Consider the following 19,523-nt stretch of genomic DNA (forward strand, 5'->3'; position numbering starts at 1 on the left):
AGCGAGGCAGCGTATCTCGATACACTCGCTCACTTCGTTCGCGGGCTACTCGATAAGCCTGAGGACCGCCCGGCCGCACAGCAGCCAGGCTTGTCGAGTAGCCACCGAGCACAGCGAGGCAGCGTATCTCGATACACTCGCTCACTTCGTTCGCGGGCTACTCGATAAGCCTGAGGACCGCCCGGCCGCACAGCAGCCAGGCTTGTCGAGTAGCCACCGAGCACAGCGAGGCAGCGTATCGAGACACGCATCTCGATACACTCGCTCACTTCGTTCGCGGGCTACTCGATAAGCCTGAGGCTCACGGACTACTCGATAAGCCTAGGGACCGCGCGGCCGCACCCAGGGTTGTCGAGTAGCCACCGAGCGCAGCGAGGCGGCGTATCGAGACGATCATCTCGATACGCTCGCTCACTTCGTTCGCGGGGCCACTCGATAACCCTGAAGAAGCGCCCACGAGAAGGGCCCCGCCGCCGGCGAACCGGTGGCGGGGCCCTTCTCGTGAGCGTCTGACGGTCAGGGGCGCGGGGTCAGGATCCGCGGCCCGTCCTCGGTGACGGCGACGGTGTGCTCCCAGTGAGCCGAGCGGGAGCCGTCGTCGGTGACGACCGTCCAGTCGTCCGCGAGGACGCTCGTCTGGTCGGTGCCGAGGGTCAGCATCGGCTCGATCGCCAGCGTCGAGCCGACGACCAGCCGCGGACCGCGATTCGGCTTGCCCTCGTTCGGCAGGAAGGGCTCCATGTGCATCTCGCGGCCGATGCCGTGCCCGCCGTAACCGTCGACGATCCCGAACTCGCGACCGAACATGCGGGCCGCCGCGTAGGTGCCCTCCTCGATCGCGTACGAGACGTCGGTGAGCCGATTGCCGGGGATCATGGCGCCGATTCCGGCCTCCATCGACAGCCTCGTCGCCTCGCTGAGCTCCTGGTCGGCACTCGACAGTTCGCCGACACCGAAGGTCCAGGCCGAGTCGCCGTGCCAGCCGTCGAGGATGGCACCGCAGTCGATGGACACCAGATCCCCGTCGGCGAGGATCACCTCGCGCGACGGGATGCCGTGCACCACGACCTCGTTGACGGAGCTGCAGATGGATCCGGGGAAGCCGTGGTAGCCCTTGAACGACGGGACCGCCCCCGCGTCGCGGATGACGGCCTCGGCGACCGCGTCGAGGTCGAGGGTGCTGACGCCGGCCTTCGCCGCCGCGCGCACCGCGACCAGGGCGGCGCCGACGATCCGGCCGGCCGCCTCCATCGCATCGAGTTCACCGGCCGACTTGAACGGCACCGGCTTCGGCTTACGGAAACCCACGGTGCGGATCAGGCCTTACCGAGGGCGGTCAGCACCCGCTGGTGGACCTCGTCGACCGCGCCGACGGCATCGATCTCGGTGACCTGACCGGCGTAGTGGTCGAGCAGCGGTGCGGTCTCCGCGTCGTAGACGGCCATGCGGTTACGGATGACCTCTTCGGTGTCGTCGGCGCGACCGCGGGCCAGCATGCGCTCCACGACGACGTCGGTGTCGACCTTGAACGACAGGACGCCGTCGAGCTTGACCGACAGGTCTTCCAGGATGCCTTCGAGGGCCACGGCCTGCTCCGTCGATCGGGGGAAGCCGTCGAGGATGAAGCCCTTCGCGGCGTCCGGCTCGGCGACCCGCTCGCGGACCATGTTGATGGTGATCTCCGGCGGCACCAGGTTGCCCGCGTCGAGGTACTTCTTGGCCTCGACGCCGATCGGCGTGCCCTGCGAGATGTTGGCGCGGAACAGATCGCCAGTCGAGATGTGCGGAATGCCCAGGGCCTCCGACATCAGTTCGGCCTGCGTGCCTTTGCCCGCTCCGGGCGGTCCGAGGATGACGAGTCTCACTTCAGGAACCCTTCGTACTTGCGTTGCATCAACTGGCTGTTCACTTGCTTGATGGTGTCGAGGCCGACGGCCACGATGATCAGGAGCGCGGTGCCGCCGAACGGAATGTTGGCCGCGCCGCCCCCGCCGAGATCCATGAACAGGTTCGGGAGGATCGAGATGATGCCCAGGTACAGCGAACCGGGCAGCGTGATCCGGCTGAGCACATAGCTCAGGTAGTCGGCGGTCGGCTTGCCGGGGCGGATGCCCGGGATGAAGCCGCCGTACCGCTTCATGTCGTCTGCGCGTTCCTCCGGGTTGAAGGTCACCGCGACGTAGAAGTAGGTGAAGAAGATGATCAGGAGGAAGTAGAACGTGATGTGGAACCAGCTGGACGGGTTGATCAAGTTGTCCTGAAGCCACAGCTTCCAGCCGGCCGCCTCGCCGTCGCCGCTTCCGGTGAGCTGGAGGATCAGCTGCGGAATGTACAGAAGCGAGGAGGCGAAGATGACGGGGATGACGCCCGCGGTGTTGACCTTGATGGGCATGTAGGTGGACGAGCCGCCGTACATCTTGCGTCCCACCATGCGCTTGGCGTACTGGACCGGAACCCGCCGGGTGCCCTGCTCGATGAAGACCACGGCCACCAGGATCAGCAGGATCGCCACGCAGACCAGGCCGAAGGCGAGGCCGCCGCGCTGCTGGAGGATGGTGCGTCCCTCGGCGGGGATGCGGGCGGCGATGCCGACGAAGATGAGCAGCGACATGCCGTTGCCGACACCGCGCTCGGTGATGAGCTCGCCGAACCACATGACCAGGCAGGCGCCGGCGGTCATCACCAGGACGATGATCGACAGGCCCAGCACGCTGGTGTCGTTCAGGATCGACTCGGCGCGACAGTCCTGGCCGGTGGACGGCAACAGATTGCCGGTGGCGGCCAGTGCGACGATGCCGGTCGACTGCAGCAGTGCCAGCGCCACCGTGAGGTAGCGGGTGTACTGCGTCATCTTGTTCTGGCCGGACTGGCCTTCCTTGCGCAACTGCTCGAACCGCGGAATGACGACGGTGAGCAGCTGAACGATGATGCTGGCCGTGATGTACGGCATGATGCCGATCGCGAACACCGACAGCTGCAGCAGCGCGCCGCCGGAGAACATGTTGATCAGCGAGTAGATCTGACCGGAGTCGCCACGACTGGCGGCATCGACACAGCGTTCGATCTCCTTGAAGTCCACACCGGGCGACGGGATCGTCGCACCGAGGCGGTAGAGCACGAGGATGCCGAGGGCGTAGAAGATCTTCTTCCTCAGGTCGGGCGTCTTGAAGGTCGCCACGAGGGGGGAAAGCACTAACTCCTCCTATAGCACCGCAGTGTCGGTGGGCGCGGCATCGCTTCGATACTGCGCGTCATCGTGCCTTTGGCGGTCGACTCGGAAATGACCCGGGCGTCCGACGACGGACGCCCACGGAAAAACTTTAACAGTCCCAGAACTGCGACCGGTCAGGTGCGCGGCGCGACGGCTCGAAAAGCCACTCGCACTCGCTCACCTGACCGGTTCGGCAGTTCTGCATGCGACGAAGGATCAGGCCTGCGTCACGGTGCCGCCTGCGGCGGCGATCTTCTCCTTGGCGGAGCCGGTGAACTTGTCAGCGGTCACGTCGACCTTGACGTTCAGCTCACCGTCGCCCAGAACCTTCACGAGCTGGTTCTTGCGGACGGCGCCGGCGGCGACCAGATCGGCGACACCGATGGTGCCACCCTCCGGGAACAGCCGGGCGAGGTCGCCGACGTTGACAACCTGGTACTCCACGCGGTTGCGGTTGGTGAAGCCCTTGAGCTTCGGCAGGCGCATGTGAATCGGCATCTGGCCGCCCTCGAAGCGGGCCGGAACGTTCTTGCGCGCCTTGGTGCCCTTGGTACCGCGACCAGCGGTCTTACCCTTGGAGCCCTCACCGCGACCCACGCGGGTCTTCTCGGTCTTCGCACCCGGTGCGGGGCGAAGGTGGTGCAGCTTGATGGTCATGACTAAACCTCTTCGACTGTCACGAGGTGACGAACCACGTTGATGAGGCCGCGGTTGATCGGAGTGTCCTCGCGGGTGACGGTCTGGCGGATGCCCTTGAGACCAAGGGTGCGCAGGCTGTCACGCTGGTTCTTCTTGGTACCGATGGTGCCCTTGATCTGGGTGATCTTCAGCTCAGCCATGGCTTATGCTCCCTTGTTCGCTGCGGCTGCTGCGCGTGCACGCAGCATGCCTGCCGGAGCGACGTCCTCGACCGGCAGTCCGCGACGGGCGGCGACCTCTTCGGGACGCTGCAGCATCTTGAGTGCGGCGACGGTCGCGTGAACGACGTTGATCGCGTTGTCCGAGCCGAGGCTCTTGGCGAGCACGTCGGTGACACCGGCGCACTCCAGGACGGCACGCACGGCGCCACCGGCGATCACACCGGTACCCGAGCTGGCCGGGCGCAGCATGACGACGCCGGCCGCAGCCTCACCCTGAACCGGGTGGGTCACGGTGCCGCCGATCAGCGGGACGCGGAAGAAGTTCTTGCGAGCCTCTTCGACACCCTTCTGAATCGCCGCGGGAACTTCCTTGGCCTTGCCGTAGCCGACGCCGACCATGCCCTGGCCGTCGCCGACGACGACGAGCGCGGTGAAGCTGAAGCGACGACCGCCCTTGACGACCTTCGACACGCGGTTGATGGTCACCACGCGCTCGAGGTGGTTCTTCTCCTCGCGCTCGCGACCGCGGTTGTCGCGACGGTCGCCGCGGCCGCGACGCTCGCCGCGGTTGTCATTGCTGTTGTTGTTGCTGCCGGCGGGTCCGTTGCCGCCAACACGCTGACGTCCGGGCATCAGAGGTCCCCTCCGTTGATCATCTTGTTGGTCATCACAGCTTCAGGCCCGTCTCACGGGCGGCGTCGGCCAGGGCCGCGATGCGACCGTGGTACGACTTGCCACCGCGGTCGAAGACCACGGTTTCGATGCCTGCGGCCTTGGCGCGGGCGGCGACGAGCTCGCCGACCTTGGCGGCCTGAGCGGTCTTGTCGCCACCGGCTGCCCGCACATCAGCTTCGATGCTGCTGGCGGCGGCCAGGGTGCGGCCGGTCAGGTCGTCGATGACCTGGACATGGATGTGACGGCTGCTGCGCTTGACTGCCATGCGCGGACGCTCGGCGGTGCCGTTGATCTTCTTGCGCAGACGGAAGTGACGACGGTTGGTCGCGGTGCGGCGACGGGTCGACACGTCCTTGCCGATGGGCTTGCGCGCAGTTCCGGTGGTTTGAGTTGATTCAGCCATTTCTACTTACCCGTCTTTCCGACCTTGCGGCGGATCTGCTCACCCTCGTAGCGAATGCCCTTGCCCTTGTAGGGGTCCGGACGACGCAGGCGACGGATGTTCGCCGAGATCTGGCCGACTAGCTGCTTGTCGATTCCCGAGACCGAGAACTTGGTCGGGGACTCCACCGCGAAGGTGATGCCTTCCGGAGCCTCGATCGGCACGGGGTGGCTGTAGCCGAGGGCGAACTCGAGGTCCTTGCCCTTGGCCTGGACGCGGTAGCCGACACCGAAGATCTCCATCTTCCGGGTGTAGCCCTGAGTGACGCCGATGACGAGGTTGTCGATCAGCGAGCGGTTCAGGCCGTGCAGGGCACGGTTCTCGCGGTTGTCGTCGGGCCGAGTGACGACGATGGTGTTCTCTTCCTTCGCCACGGCGATCGGCGAGGTGACCGTCAGGCTCAGTTCGCCCTTGGGGCCCTTGACCTTGACGTCCTGGCCGTCGATCGCGACGTCGACGCCGGCCGGGATCTCGATGGGGTTCTTACCAATACGCGACATTGTTCGCTCCCCTACCAGACGTAAGCGAGGACTTCGCCGCCCACGCCCTGGTTGACTGCCTGGCGATCGGTGAGGAGACCGGACGACGTGGAGATGATCGCCACGCCGAGGCCACCCAGGACCTTGGGCAGGTTGGTGGACTTTGCGTAAACCCGCAGACCCGGCTTGGAGACGCGACGCAGGCCGGCGATGCTGCGCTCGCGGCTCGGGCCGTACTTCAGGGTCACGGTGAGCTTCTTGCCGACCTCGGCGTCTTCGACGCGGTAGTCGGTGATGTAGCCCTCACGCTTGAGGATCTCGGCGATGTTCACCTTGATCTTCGACGAAGGCAGCGACACCTCGTCGTGGTACGCCGAGTTGGCGTTACGCAGACGCGTCAGAAAGTCTGCGATCGGGTCAGTCATGGTCATGGTTGACCGTCAACCTTTCTCGTAGCGGTTCCCATGCAGCGGTGTCCCCGCGACCTGACGGTCCCGGTTGGCACTGGTGGGCCTTCCACGAAGTGGATAGTTGTGCATTTTCTACGCCCGGTGATGCCATTGGCTTTTCGCCGGCACCGTCGGGCTGTATGAAGTTGTGGGCCCTGGGGGCACACTTCACCCAGGCAACCTGAAACATTGTAGGGAACCGGCTGGCAGAAGCCAAATCGGGCGACCGTCGATCGATCGATCGACAACAGCTCCCGATCTCTTGGTTCGTTCAGTTGAATCTGCCTCGAATCCCTTGTCGGACGCCCTCCGCGCGGCGGAGGATTCGTATTCCAAAGAGCTGACAAACCAGACCATTCGCGGTCGGGTTCGCCCCGCCGTGGGGCCCCGAGAGTCCCCACCCTCCTGTTGAGCTCGAGACGACGACGGAGGAACCCGTGCAACGCATCGCACTCGACGACGCGGTCTACCTTCACAACGAGAACCTCGAGACCCAGGTGAACACGGTGATGCTCGTGGACCTGTTCCCCGAGTCGGCCGCGACTTCCGACGAACTGCTCGCCGGGCTGCGCGTGCGCGCCGAGCAGATCCCCGAACTGCGGCAGAGCGTCGTGTCGCCGTACGGGCGGATCGGCGACTCGTACTGGGTGGAGCTGCCGACCTTCGACGTCGGCCATCACGTCTTCCTCGACGAAGCGGTGGGCTGGGAGCAGGTGCACGACCGTCTCCTCGCCCTTCGTGCCCGCCCGTACGCACCGGACCGGCCGCTGTGGGAGACCCATGTGTTCCGCAACGTCGCCGGGATCCCGGGACTGAGCGGCCCCCACATCGCGGTGGCGACCAAATACCACCACGCGATGGGCGAACCCGGATACTTCAGCGACATCACCGCCCGCCTCTACGCGCCCGAGCCGCCGTCGGCTCCCGACCCGTCGCCGGGTCGGGTTCGGCGCCACGCCCGTCTGACGGTCACGGCACGCGAACTCGTGAAGCTTCCGCTGCGCCCGTTCCTGATGCTGGGCGACATGGTCGCCTCCACCCGCACCCAGCAGCACCTCACCCGGGCATTGGCCGAGACCGGACAGGGCGCAGCGCCGGTGCCCCGCTGCTCCATCACCCAGCCGTCCGGATCCAACGTGGACTTCGGCACCCTGTTCTACCCGCGGGCCCGCCTGCGGGCGATCGCCGCGACTCTCGACGCATCGGCGAACGACGTGATCATGGCCGCCATCGGCGGCACGATCGCCGATCACGTCGACGACCTCCGGTCCGCCGACATCACGTCGATCTTCGCCGTCTCCGCCCGCACCGCGGACACCGCGTCGCGCAACCGCATCAGGAGCGGCATCATCAGCCTGTCGCCCGAGCGACCGCTGCCGGACCGTGCGCGGCGCATCCACCACGCGATCCGCGCCCTGCGCACCGTCCTCATCGCACCGGAGCACCAGGTGGTCTCGCCACGCGCGCCGGGCTTCTTCTACGACTGGTACTGGCAGCGCCAGCAGTCGAGTCAGGGCTCCCTGGCCCCGGCGCACACCAGGGTCAGCAGCTTTCCGCCACCCGACGTCTCCGAGTGGCGGTTCGGCGGGAATCGGCCGAAGGCCCGGTTGAGCGTCCTGCTGCCGGGCTCGGGGCTCGGCCTGTGTCACGCCGTCACCACGCTCGGCGACTACGCTGCCATCAACGCCTTCGTGGACCCGGACCAGGTGCCCGACCTCGCGGGCTACCTGGCCCGGCTGCAGAGCCGGCTCGATCAGATGCTGCCCGCCGCCGCTGCGTGAGGCGGCACCCGCCGCCGACCCTACGGAGATGCTGCGCAACGGATGGCCTTCGAAGACGCCGTCTTCCTCTACGACGACACCCCTAACCGCGCGAACACCTCGATGTACGTCGACCTGTTCCCGGAGACCGATCGGCCCACCGCCGATCTGATCGAGTGGATCACCACTCGCACCGACCGCCTGGCGGTGCTCAAGAAGGTGGCCGTCGAGCCGTACGGCCGAATCGGTCAACCCCATTGGGCACGCGCACCGAAGTTCGACGTGCACGATCACGTCCACGCCCACGAAGCCGACAGCTGGTCGGCGCTGCGCGCCAAGCTCCTGGAAGTGCGGGCTCAGCCCTTCGCCGAGAACCGCCCGCCGTGGGAGTTCCACGTGATCCGGGGCATCGACGGCGTGGAGGGACAGCCCGGGGCGCTGCTTCGCCGTGGTCACGAAGTTCCACCACTCGTTCGGCGATCCGTCGTTCTTCGCTCCCGTCTGGGATGCGCTGTACGCCGCCGACCTGCCGCCCGTCGAGGCCGACCCGCAGCCCGCCTCCCGGCTGTCGGTGACCCTCCGCGAGCTGCTCCGACTGCCGTTGTGGCCCGTCATGCTCGTCGCCGACGCCAAGTCGTCGGCGCGCGCCCAGCGGCACCTGGGCGCTGCCCTCGCCGAGTCCGGTCACCGCCCACCGCCCGTCGAACGCTGTTCCATCACTGCGCCGATGGGTCTCGGCGTCGACGCCGATGCGGCCTTCTTCCCCCTCGATCGCCTCCGCACCGCGGCACGCGCCGCGGGTGTGTCGGCCAACGATCTGATCCTGGGCGCGATCGGCAGCGCGATCGCCGAGCACTTCGACGACGTCGGGCCCGACGTGACGGCCTTCATCGCGGTCTCGACCCGCGAGGTGAATCCGGAGCCGCGCAACAGTGTGGCCGGCGGCATGGTGCGCGTGGCCGACGACACCCCGTGGCCCGATCGGGTTCGGCGCATCCACCGGGACGTGCGGACCGAACGGACGCTGTTGAGCGCGCCGGAGGCGACGTCCTCTCCGCCGCGTGCACCGGGCTTCGCCTACGCGTGGTTCCTGCAGCGCAACCAGCGGTCCAGGCAGGCGCACGGGATGGTGGCCGCGCACACTCGCATCAGCAGCCCCGGCCGCCCCGACATCACCGACTGGCGGCTGTGCGGCGCCCAGCCAGTCTCCCGGTTCGTGGTCGTCGCCCCCGGTGCGTCGTGCGGGCTGTGCCACGCGGTCACCGCGCTCGGCGACACGGTGGCGATCAGCGCTTTCGTGGACCCCGCGCAGGTCCCCGATCTCGGGGCTACCTCGACACGCTGCGCCGCGTGATCGAGGAGCTCTGCACCCCCCACCAGGAGGATCGGTCGTTCGCGTGAACCTCGCCGGTAACGCTCGTGTCGGCAGCAGTGCGGCTCCTACCGTGAACACATAAGCGCGCCACTGGTTCGGCGGACGGCGCCGACGCCGGCGGCGTCACCTGTCTGCACTTGGGAGTCGCCGTGGAACGAGTCGCTCCGATCGACCTGATGATGGCCTTCGATCGATCTGCCGCGCAGCAGTCGACGATGATGTTCATGGATCTGGTACGGGAGACCGATGTCTCTTCGGCCGAGCTGATCGATTGGTTCGCCGACCGCATCACCCGCGCCCCGGCGGCCCGCGATCGAATGGTGCTTTCGTACTTCGGGATCGGCGACGCCTACTGGTCGGACACCCCGCATTTCGTCGCCCGCGACCGGATCCACCTCCATCGCGCCGCCGCCATGTCCGACCTGTTGGACCTCGCGGCCGAACTGCTGGCGGTTCCGTTCAAGTTCGGTCAGCCGCTGGTCGAGTTGCACATCGTCCGCGGCGTCGACGGGGTCGAGGGGGTGGACGGGCGCTGCTTCGCCGTGATCACCAAGGTTCACCACTGCCTGGGCGAACCGCTGTATCTCATGCCGATGGCCGATTCCTGGTACTCCGCCGACCTCTCGCCCGAACCGCACCGGAAAGCCGTGTCCCGGCTGCACGCGACCTTGCGGGAGGTGCCCCGCATTCCGTTGCGACCGTTCTTCGTCGCCGCGGACACGATTCGGATGCTGCGGTCGCATAAGCGTCTCCGGGCGGCCTTTCACGCCGAGGGCCTCGCCGGAGCGATCTTCGAGCGGACGTCGATCACCCAACCGCTGGGACCGTCGACCGTCCTGGGGGTGATCAGCTGCCCGATCGCCGACCTGTACCCGATCGCCGTCGCCACCGGCGTCTCCATCAACGATCTGCTGATGGCCGCGGTCGGCACCGCGATCGCCGACTTCAGCGGCGTACACGACCGGGACATGGTGTCGGCCTTCGCCGTCTCGCTGCGCGACGACCGTCCGGCGACGGCGCGCAACCTGGTCACCGGCGGCCTGGTGAACCTCGCGACGACGCGGCCGCTGGGCGAGCGGCTGGGGCCCATCCACGACGGTGTGCGCAATGCCCGGCGGATCCTGCGTACCGAGGGCATGGTTCCGCAGATGCCGCGCCTGCCCGCCTTCGTCTACTCCCTGCTCGAGCGACGACGCAGGCGCCATCCCGTCGACACTCCGTTGACGGTCGCCGACACCCGGGTCAGCAGCATTCCCCGGTCGGACTCCACCGGCTGGCAGGTCTGCGGTTCGCCGGTGATCGGCCGGTTCGGCGTGACCGCGCCGGGCGGCGGCTGCGGCATCTGCCACATCGTCACGAGCCTGGGTGAGACGATCTGGATCACCGTCACCGCCGACCCCGATCAGGTGACCGACCTGCCCGGTTATCTGGATCGATTGCGCACGGCATTGGCCGAACTCGAGACGCTGCGGGATTCCTGACGGGCATCACCGGCACCGAGAGCAGCAGCCTGAATTCGAACCCGAGACAGCGCGTTCCGGCCATTGCCTCGCGGCGCGAATCGCGCGACGACGACGGGCCTTTCGGCCCTTATTCGGCCGCTGCGAGAATTCTTCGGATCGGCACTTTCAGCGATAGCACGTCATACTTCGACCCCACGTCTACCAGGACCAAAGTCCCAGGCCGGCGGCCCGGCCCGTCGGCGACCGCGGCCCGGACACCGACCTCACCCGGCCGGACCAGCGCCGGAGCCGAGTCGACTTGTCATCCACCGAATTCCACGACGAATTCGTTTCGTAATTCGCCATCTCCGCACAGTTTCACAGAGTTCGACTAATCGCCGAAATCCGTCCCCCTGAATGCGCACCGCCGATCACGATTAAGTCCTACAGTCGGTAGTCATGAGCGGCTCATCGGGAGTGCAGGGTCCGGCGGCGCAAGCGTTGCTCGACGTCGGCAAGTTCTTCACCAAGTGGGACGAGACGGACGACGCTCGGGCGGTGTTCCGTCACGGCGGTCGCGCCGGAGACGTCTTCTACCGCGATCGGTGGAGTCACGACAAGATCGTGCGGTCGACGCACGGGGTCAACTGCACCGGCTCCTGCTCGTGGAAGGTGTACGTCAAGGACGGCATCATCACCTGGGAGTCGCAGGAGACCGACTACCCGTCGGTGGGCCCGGACCGGCCCGAGTACGAGCCGCGCGGCTGCCCCCGCGGCGCCGCCTTCTCCTGGTACACCTATTCGCCGACCCGCGTGCGGCACCCATACGCCCGCGGAGTGCTGCTGGAGATGTACCGGGAGGCCAAGTCGCGGCTGACCGATCCGGTGCTCGCCTGGGCCGACGTGGTGGGCGATCCGCTCCGCCGCCGCTCCTACCAGCAGGCCCGCGGCAAGGGCGGGCTGGTGCGCGTCTCGTGGGAGGAGGCCACCGAGATGGCCGCCGCCGCACACGTGCACACCATCAAGACCTACGGCCCCGACCGCTGCGCCGGCTTCTCCCCCATCCCGGCGATGTCGATCGTCAGCCACTGCGTCGGCACCCGGTTCATCCAGCTCATCGGCGGCGTCATGACGTCGTTCTACGACTGGTACGCCGACCTGCCGGTCGCCAGCCCGCAGGTCTTCGGCGACCAGACCGACGTCCCCGAGTCCGGCGACTGGTGGGACGCCTCCTACCTGATGATGTGGGGCTCCAATGTCCCGGTCACCCGAACCCCGGACGCGCACTGGATGGCCGAGGTCCGCTACCGCGGCACCAAGGTCGTCGCCGTCTCCCCCGACTACGCCGACAACACGAAGTTCGCCGACGAGTGGCTGCCCGCGCAGGCCGGCACCGATGCGGCCCTGGCGATGGCGATGGGCCACGTCATCCTCAAGGAGTTCTACGTCGACCGCCGAGGCGACGACGGCACCGCCGGCACCCCCTTCTTCACCGACTTCACCCGCAAGTACACCGACCTGCCCTTCCTCATCCATCTCGACGAACGCGACGGGACGCTGGTGCCCGGCAAGTTCGTCACCGCCGACGAACTCGATCCCGGCGCCCCCGCCGAGGAGCATTGGAAGACGGTCCTCGTCGACGACGCGACGGGTCGGCCATTCGTGCCGAACGGCACGCTGGGGCACCGGTACTCCGAGTCCGGCGAAGGCCAGTGGAACCTGGACCTGCAGGGCATCACGCCCCGCCTGACCCTGCTCGGCGAACCCGACGCCCAGGCCGTCGAGGTGTCGTTCCCGTCGTTCGACTCCCCCGACGGCAGCGGCACGGTGATCACCCGCGGCGTGCCGGCCCGCCGGTTCGGGGGCGGTCTGGTCACCACCGTCTACGATCTGCTGCTGGCCCAGTACGGCGTGGGCCGCGACGGGCTGCCCGGTCGGTGGCCCACCGGCTACGACGACGCCACCAGCCCCTACACCCCCGCCTGGCAGGCGGAGATCACCAGCGTGCCCGCCGAGGCCGCGATCCGGGTGGCACGCGAGTTCGCACGCAACGCCGAGGAGTCCGGCGGGCGGTCGATGATCATCATGGGTGCCGGCATCTGCCAGTGGTTCCACGGCGACGCCACCTACCGAGCCATCCTGGCGATGCTGATCCTGACCGGCAGCATGGGACGCAACGGCGGCGGCTGGGCGCACTACGTCGGGCAGGAGAAGTGCCGCCCGATCACCGGATGGATCTCGCTGGCCAACGCCCTGGACTGGAGTCGGCCGCCGCGCACCACCCCGGGCACCTCGTACTGGTACATGCACACCGACCAGTGGCGCAACGACGGCTACTCCACCTCGGCGCTCACCTCACCGCTGTCGTCCGGAACCCTCGACGGGATGCACACCGCCGACGCGATCGCGCAGTCGGCACGCCTGGGCTGGATGCCCTTCTACCCGCAGTTCTCCGACAACCCGCTCGACGTGGCCGACGCGGCCCGTGCAGCCGTCGACGCGGGCGAGGCCCCCGACCCGGCCGCCTTCGTCGCCGAGCAGCTCGTCGACGGTTCGCTGACGCCGGCGATCTGCGACGTCGACGCGCCGGAGAACTGGCCGCGCACCCTGGTGCTGTGGCGGTCCAACCTGCTGGGGTCCTCGGCCAAGGGCGACGAGTACTTCCTGCGCCACCTGCTGGGCACCCACCACAACGTGCTCGGCAGCGAGAACCCGGAGACCCCGCGCCCGCGTGAGGTGAAATGGCACGAGCAGGCGCCCGAGGGCAAGCTCGATCTGCTGCTGTCGGCGGACTTCCGGATGACCTCGACCACCCTGCTCAGCGACATCGTGCTGCCTGCCGCCACCTGGTACGAGAAGCACGACCTGTCCTCCACCGACATGCACCCGTTCGTGCACGCCTTCTCCCCGGCGATCGACCCGCCGTGGGAGGCCAAGAGCGACTTCGACCTCTTCCATCTGCTGGCCGAAGAACTCTCCAAGCAGGCGCGGACGCACCTGGGCACCCGATACGACCTGGTCAGCACGGCCCTGCAGCACGACACCCCGGGTGAGACGGCCCAGCCGCACGGCCGCGTCATGGACTGGCGCGACGGCGCCCCCGCCAAGCCCGGCGTCAACACGCCGGTCTTCCAGGTGGTCGAGCGCGACTACACGGCGATCGCCGACAAGCTCTCCACCGTCGGACCGCTCGCCGACGAGCTCGGCTTCACCGTCAAGAACGTCACCTTCGACGTCGGCTCCCAGATGGGCAAGCTGGCCGCGGCGAACGGGGTGATGCCCTCAGGTGTCGCCGAGGGCCGGCCCGCCATCGACACCGACGCCAAACTGGCCGAGGCGATCCTGCTGTTCTCCGGCACCACCAACGGCGAGCTGGCGGTCGACGGCTTCCAGAAGCTCGAACGCCGCGTCGGCAAACGCCTGGCCGACCTCGCCGAGGGCTCGCACGAGAAGCGGATCACCTTCGCCGACACGCAGGCCGCGCCGGTTCCGGTGATCACCTCGCCGGAGTGGTCGGGGTCGGAGACCGGCGGGCGCCGGTACGCGCCGTTCACGGTCAACATCGAACGCGACAAGCCCTTCCACACGCTGACCGGGCGACTGCACTTCTACCTCGACCACGATTGGATGCTCGACATCGGCGAGGCGCTGCCGACCTACCGTCCACCGCTCGACATGCACAAGCTGTTCGGCGAACCCAAGCTGGGGCCGGACGGGTCCAAGCAGATCACCGTCCGCTTCCTGACCCCGCACAACAAGTGGTCGATCCACTCCGAGTACCAGGACAACCTGTTCATGCTGTCGCTCTCGCGCGGCGGGCCGACCGCATGGCTGTCGCCGCAGGACGCCGCGTCGATCGACGTCCGCGACAACGACTGGATCGAATGCGTCAACGCCAACGGCGTCTACGTGGCCCGCGCCGTCGTCAGCCACCGGATGCCCGAGGGCGTCTGCTACGTGCACCACGCGCAGGAGCGGACCATCGACGTGCCGAAGTCGGAGGCCACCGGCCGGCGCGGCGGCATCCACAACTCGGCGACCCGGCTGCTGGTGAAGCCCTCGCACCTGATCGGCGGATACGCGCAACTGTCGTACGCGTTCAACTATCTCGGCCCCACGGGCAACCAGCGCGACATCGTCTCGACCATCCGCAAGCGGAGCCAGGAGGTGACCTACTGATGCGAGTCATGGCTCAAGTCGGGATGGTGATGAATCTCGACAAGTGCATCGGCTGCCACACGTGTTCGGTGACCTGCAAGCAGGCGTGGACCAACCGTGCGGGCACCGAGTACGTGTGGTTCAACAACGTCGAGACCCGCCCCGGTCAGGGCTATCCGCGCCGGTACGAGGATCAGGAGCAGTGGAAGGGCGGCTGGCACCTGAACAAGCAGGGCAAGCTGCGCCTGCGGACCGGCGGCCGACTGCAGAAGCTGTTCACCATCTTCCACAGCCCAGTCCAGCCCACCCTCGACGACTACTACGAGCCCTGGACCTACGACTACGAGACCCTGGTCAACGCCCCGCTGGGCGACGACTTCCCCGTCGCCCGCCCCAAGTCGTTGATCACCGGCGAGGACACGAAGGTCACCTGGTCGGCCAACTGGGACGACAACCTCGGCGGCTCGATCGACCACGGGGAGAAGGACCCGATCATCGCCAAGCTGCGCACGCAGCGCCTGCGCAAGGAGTCGGAGGACAAGATCAAGTTCTCGTTCGAGCAGACCTTCATGTTCTATCTGCCGCGGATCTGCGAGCACTGCCTGAACCCGTCGTGCATGGCCTCGTGCCCCTCCGGCGCCATCTACAAGCGCGAGGAGGACGGCATCGTCCTGGTCGACCAGGATCGCTGCCGCGGGTGGCGCCAGTGCATCACCGGCTGCCCGTACAAGAAGATCTACTTCAACCACCGGTCGGGCAAGGCCGAGAAGTGCACGTTCTGCTATCCGCGGATCGAGGTCGGCCAGCCGACGGTGTGCGCCGAGACCTGCGTGGGCCGGCTGCGCTACATCGGCATCTTCCTCTACGACGCCGACGCGGTGACCGCGGCGGCCTCGGTCCCGAACGAGCAGGACCTCTACGAGGCCCAGCTGGAGCTGATGCTCGATCCGACCGACCCGGAGGTCGTCCGGCAGGCCAAGGCCGGCGGCATCCCCGACGAATGGCTCGACGCCGCCCGCCGCTCCCCGGTGTACGCGCTGGCCAAGAAGTACAAGGTGGCGTTGCCGCTGCATCCGGAGTACCGCACCATGCCGATGGTCTGGTACATCCCGCCGCTGTCGCCGATCGTCGACCTGCTGGCCGAACAGGGCCACGACGGGGAGGACCGCGACAACCTGTTCGGCGCCATCGAATCGCTGCGCATCCCCGTCGAGTACCTGGCTGAGCTGTTCACCGCGGGCGACACCGACCTGGTCGAGTTCGTCCTGCAGAAGCTCGCCTCGATGCGGGCCTACATGCGCGATGTGAACCTCGGGCGCGAGACGAACCCGCTGATCCCCGGCAGTGTGGGGATGAGCGAGGAGCAGATGTACGAGATGTACCGGCTGCTGGCGATCGCCAAGTACGACGAGCGGTACGTGATCCCGACCGCGCACCACGAGCAGGCGCACAAGCTCGAGGAGACGGCCTGCCCGCTCGACTACGAGGACGGTCCCGGCATGTACGAGTCGGGTGCCTTCGGGGAGGCCAGCGGACGGCCGGTGCCGGTCTCGGTCGAGACCTTCGCCGCCCTCAAGCAGCGACAGAGCACCGACGTGCCGGCCGGCGCCGCCACGCTGCACGGTCGGACCAACCTGCTGAACTGGGACGGCAACGGCGCCCCGGACGGCCTGTTCCCGAAGCGGGGGTCGGACTCATGAGGCTGCTCTCCCGCCGCGCGCCGGCGCAGCGGCTCGACGCGCGGGTGATCCACCAGGTGGCCGCCTGGTGCCTGGGCTACCCGGACCGACAGCTGTTCGAGCGCCTCGACCTGATGCAGGCCGCGCTCGCCGAGCAGCCGCCCGGCGAACCGGCGCAGGCCCTGCAGCGCTTCCTCGCTCACGCCGCCTCCACCGACCGCGCCGACCTGGCGCAGCACTACACCGACGTCTTCGACCTCTCGCGCAAGCAGACGCTGTACCTGTCGTACTGGTCGGCGGGCGACACCCGTCGGCGCGGCGCCGTGCTCGCCGAGTTCAAGCAGTACTACCGCGACAGCGGCTTCCTGGTCGACCTGCACGGGGAGCTGCCCGACCATCTGCCGATCGTGCTGGAGTTCGCGGCGCTCGCCGACCCGGTGCGGGGGACGGAGGCGCTGTCGGACAACCGGCCCGCGCTGGAGTTGATCAAGTTCGCGCTGGCCGACGTCGACTCGCCGTACACCGACGTGCTGGCCGCGGTGTGCGCGACGCTGCCCGGTCAGTCCCCTCCCGACCGTGCGGCGGCGCTGGCGATGGCTTCGCCGCCCGACCCCGAGACCGTCGGGCTGGCCTCCTCCGATCCGCGTCTGCTGCCCCTGTTCACATCCAACGGCGACAAGGTGTATCGATGAGCATCTTCCTGTGGGGCGTCCTCCCCTACATCGCGCTGCTGAGCGTCATCGGCGGCACCGTCTGGCGCTATCGCTACGACAAGTTCGGGTGGACGACGCGCTCGTCGGAGCTGTACGAGTCCCGCCTGCTGCGCATCGGGTCGCCGCTGTTCCATTACGGGATCCTCGCGGTGATCGCCGGGCACGCGATCGGTCTGGTGATCCCGGAGTCGTGGACCTCGGCGATCGGCATCTCCGAGACCGCCTACCACTGGGTGGCCGCGGGCGGCGGTCTCGTCGCAGCGATCGCGACGCTGGTGGGGGTGGGCATCCTGATCTACCGGCGGCGCACCGTCGGGCCGGTCTTCATCGCGACCACCCGCAACGACAAGCTGATGTACGCGGTGCTGCTCGCCGCCCTGATCGCCGGCACCTACATCACCGTCGTCGGCATGATCGACCCGCACGGTCCGGGCGTCAACTACCGCGAGACCGTCTCGCCGTGGTTCCGGTCGGTGTTCTACTTCCAGCCCGACATCGCGGCCATGGACGCCGCTCCCCTGCGCTTCCACATCCACGTGGTGATCGGCATGGTGATGTTCATGCTGGTGCCCTTCACCCGGCTGGTGCACATCTTCACCGCACCGCTGCACTACCTGTTCCGCCCGTACATCATCTACCGCAGCAAGGACGTGCGCTCGGCTCCCGGCAACGCACCGAGCCGCCGCGGTTGGGATCCGATCGGTGTGAAGGACCGCGACTGATGACTGCCTCGGCCCGGGCGGAGAAATCCGCCCAGACACTCAACCTCGTCCTCGCGACGGCCGCGTTCACCATCTCGTTCTGGGCGTGGAACCTCATCGCGCCGCTCGGCGTGTTCTATGCGAGCCCCGACCAGCTCGACCTCGACTCGACGCAGAAGTCCATCCTGATCGCGGTGCCGATCCTGGTCGGCTCCCTCGGCCGGATCATCGTCGGCGTGCTGACCCCGAAGTTCGGCGGGCGGGTGATGTTCACCGCGCTGCTGTTGATCTCGGCACCCTTCGTCCTGCTCGTCGCCGTCGCGGGCACCGTGAAGTCGTACCCGATGATGCTGGTGATCGGCTTCTTCCTCGGCATCGCAGGCACCAGCTTCGCCGCCGGAATCCCCTTTCTCAACAACTGGTACGAGGCGAACCGCCGCGGCTTCGCGACCGGCGTCTTCGGCGCGGGCATGGGCGGCACCGCGCTGTCGGCGTTCTTCACGCCCCGGTTCCGCGAGTGGTTCGGCTACTTCCCGACCCACCTCATCATCGCGGTCGCCCTGGTGGTGATGGCGGTGATCTGCTGGATGTCGATGCGCGATGCCCCATCGTGGGCGCCGAACACCGAGCCGGCCGTGCCCAAGCTGGTCAGCGCGCTGAAGCTGCCGATCACCTGGCAGATGTCGTTCCTGTACGCGGCGGCGTTCGGCGGCTTCGTCGCCTTCTCCACCTACCTGCCGACCTACCTGCACGACGTCTACGACATCGTCGACCTCAAGTCGGCCGGTGCCCGGACCGCAGGGTTCGCGATCGCCGCCGTCGTCTTCCGCCCCATCGGCGGCGTCCTCTCGGACAAGTTCGGTCCGCGGCTGATCACCGCCATCTCGTGCGGCGGCGCCGCGGTCCTGGCCGTCTGGATGATGACCAAACCGCCGATGGACGGGCTGGCGGCCGTCGACTTCATCCTCATGGCCGTGATGATGGGCATGGGTGCGGGCTCGGTGTTCGCCTGGGTGGCGGTGGCCTCGCCGCCGGCTCGGGTGGGCGCGGTGACCGGCCTGGTCGGTGCCGCCGGCGGCCTCGGCGGCTTCTTCCCGCCGCTGGTGATGGGCGCGACCTACGACGCCGCCTCGCATTCGTACACGATCGGGCTGGGTCTGCTCGTCGCCTTCGCGACGGTGGCCTGCCTGTTCACCGTGTTCGGCATCCCCCGACACGCCGACGAGAAAGAACAGGAGTCCGTGCAGGCATGACCGCCGTATCCCTTCCCGACCTGGCCGCCGAGCTGCTGGCGGAAGCCCGCGCCGCACACTCGGGCCGCGCCTCCCGAACCGTTCGCGGGCACCGCGATCACCGGCTGCGACACACGCTGATCGCGCTGCGGGGCGGTTCGGAGCTGTCCGATCACGAGAGTCCCGGCGAGGCGACCCTGCAGGTGCTGTCCGGCCGGGTCCGCCTCACCGGCGCCGACGGCGAATGGGCGGGCACGACCGGCGCCCTCGTCGACATCCCGCCGGTCCGGCACGGTCTGATCGCCGACGAGGACTCGACGGTCCTGCTGACCGTCGCCCTCAGCTGA

Annotated in this window: 18 protein-coding genes and 1 pseudogene; 10 read left to right on the forward strand and 9 right to left on the reverse strand. The window is 67.9% G+C overall.

What is annotated here, in order from left to right:
* Positions 1–516: 516 nt before the first annotated feature.
* From map to rpsH, 9 genes are all read right to left on the reverse strand, one after another.
* Positions 517–1,308 (reverse strand): type I methionyl aminopeptidase, encoded by a 792-nt coding sequence (gene map, locus AAFO60_RS05685; RefSeq protein ID WP_347955200.1) that lies wholly within the window; start codon positions 1,306–1,308, stop codon positions 517–519.
* A gap of 8 nt (positions 1,309–1,316) precedes the next feature.
* A complete protein-coding gene (locus tag AAFO60_RS05690; protein ID WP_347955201.1) occupies positions 1,317–1,865 on the reverse strand; it encodes an adenylate kinase in 549 nt (182 codons plus the stop codon).
* Entirely contained in the window at positions 1,862–3,193 is a 1,332-nt protein-coding gene (gene secY, locus AAFO60_RS05695; protein WP_347955202.1) for a preprotein translocase subunit SecY, read from the reverse strand. Before secY ends, AAFO60_RS05690 begins: the two co-directional genes overlap by 4 nt.
* A 234-nt stretch (positions 3,194–3,427) precedes the next feature.
* The gene (rplO, locus tag AAFO60_RS05700) at positions 3,428–3,868 is read right to left on the reverse strand and encodes a 50S ribosomal protein L15 (RefSeq protein WP_347955203.1); all 441 of its coding nucleotides are present in this window, start codon (positions 3,866–3,868) and stop codon (positions 3,428–3,430) included.
* Between the two features lie 2 nt (positions 3,869–3,870).
* Positions 3,871–4,050: a 50S ribosomal protein L30 gene (gene rpmD / locus AAFO60_RS05705; RefSeq protein WP_006895590.1), complete on the reverse strand. Its 180-nt coding sequence runs from the start codon at positions 4,048–4,050 to the stop codon at positions 3,871–3,873.
* A gap of 3 nt (positions 4,051–4,053) precedes the next feature.
* On the reverse strand, positions 4,054–4,704 hold the full coding sequence (rpsE, locus tag AAFO60_RS05710) for a 30S ribosomal protein S5 (RefSeq protein ID WP_347955204.1): 651 nt from the start codon (positions 4,702–4,704) through the stop codon (positions 4,054–4,056).
* Positions 4,705–4,738: 34 nt separating this feature from the next.
* Positions 4,739–5,149: a 50S ribosomal protein L18 gene (gene rplR, locus AAFO60_RS05715; protein WP_347955205.1), complete on the reverse strand. Its 411-nt coding sequence runs from the start codon at positions 5,147–5,149 to the stop codon at positions 4,739–4,741.
* Positions 5,150–5,151: 2 nt separating this feature from the next.
* Positions 5,152–5,688: a 50S ribosomal protein L6 gene (gene rplF, locus AAFO60_RS05720; RefSeq protein ID WP_347955206.1), complete on the reverse strand. Its 537-nt coding sequence runs from the start codon at positions 5,686–5,688 to the stop codon at positions 5,152–5,154.
* Positions 5,689–5,699: 11 nt separating this feature from the next.
* Positions 5,700–6,098 (reverse strand): 30S ribosomal protein S8, encoded by a 399-nt coding sequence (gene rpsH / locus AAFO60_RS05725; protein ID WP_347955207.1) that lies wholly within the window; start codon positions 6,096–6,098, stop codon positions 5,700–5,702.
* A 455-nt stretch (positions 6,099–6,553) separates the two neighbouring features.
* On the opposite strand from rpsH, the gene AAFO60_RS05730 reads away from it, so the two are divergent.
* The 10 genes and pseudogenes from AAFO60_RS05730 to AAFO60_RS05770 all read left to right on the forward strand — a co-directional run bounded on the left by AAFO60_RS05730 (position 6,554) and on the right by AAFO60_RS05770 (position 19,523).
* The gene (locus AAFO60_RS05730; RefSeq protein WP_347955208.1) at positions 6,554–7,897 is read left to right on the forward strand and encodes a wax ester/triacylglycerol synthase domain-containing protein; all 1,344 of its coding nucleotides are present in this window, start codon (positions 6,554–6,556) and stop codon (positions 7,895–7,897) included.
* A gap of 42 nt (positions 7,898–7,939) precedes the next feature.
* Positions 7,940–8,281 (forward strand): annotated as a pseudogene (locus AAFO60_RS20980) (wax ester/triacylglycerol synthase domain-containing protein); the annotation flags it as partial.
* A 43-nt stretch (positions 8,282–8,324) separates the two neighbouring features.
* A complete protein-coding gene (locus tag AAFO60_RS05735) occupies positions 8,325–9,230 on the forward strand; it encodes a hypothetical protein (RefSeq protein ID WP_347955209.1) in 906 nt (301 codons plus the stop codon).
* A gap of 170 nt (positions 9,231–9,400) precedes the next feature.
* Positions 9,401–10,732, forward strand: a complete 1,332-nt coding sequence (locus tag AAFO60_RS05740; protein WP_347955210.1) for a wax ester/triacylglycerol synthase domain-containing protein — start codon at positions 9,401–9,403, stop codon at positions 10,730–10,732.
* 420 nt (positions 10,733–11,152) lie between these two features.
* Entirely contained in the window at positions 11,153–14,872 is a 3,720-nt protein-coding gene (locus AAFO60_RS05745; RefSeq protein ID WP_347955211.1) for a nitrate reductase subunit alpha, read from the forward strand.
* Positions 14,872–16,551, forward strand: coding sequence for a nitrate reductase subunit beta (gene narH / locus AAFO60_RS05750; protein WP_347955212.1), 1,680 nt, complete (start codon positions 14,872–14,874; stop codon positions 16,549–16,551). Before AAFO60_RS05745 ends, narH begins: the two co-directional genes overlap by 1 nt.
* Entirely contained in the window at positions 16,548–17,222 is a 675-nt protein-coding gene (gene narJ / locus AAFO60_RS05755; RefSeq protein WP_347955213.1) for a nitrate reductase molybdenum cofactor assembly chaperone, read from the forward strand. The genes narH and narJ overlap by 4 nt, the downstream gene beginning before the upstream one ends.
* A complete protein-coding gene (gene narI / locus AAFO60_RS05760; protein ID WP_347955214.1) occupies positions 17,219–17,965 on the forward strand; it encodes a respiratory nitrate reductase subunit gamma in 747 nt (248 codons plus the stop codon). Before narJ ends, narI begins: the two co-directional genes overlap by 4 nt.
* On the forward strand, positions 17,965–19,197 hold the full coding sequence (locus AAFO60_RS05765) for an MFS transporter (RefSeq protein WP_347955215.1): 1,233 nt from the start codon (positions 17,965–17,967) through the stop codon (positions 19,195–19,197). The genes narI and AAFO60_RS05765 overlap by 1 nt, the downstream gene beginning before the upstream one ends.
* Positions 19,194–19,523, forward strand: coding sequence for a cupin domain-containing protein (locus tag AAFO60_RS05770; RefSeq protein ID WP_347955216.1), 330 nt, complete (start codon positions 19,194–19,196; stop codon positions 19,521–19,523). Before AAFO60_RS05765 ends, AAFO60_RS05770 begins: the two co-directional genes overlap by 4 nt.

This window comes from Gordonia aichiensis, assembly GCF_039946255.1.
GTDB classification, from domain to species: Bacteria; Actinomycetota; Actinomycetes; order Mycobacteriales; family Mycobacteriaceae; genus Gordonia; species Gordonia aichiensis_A.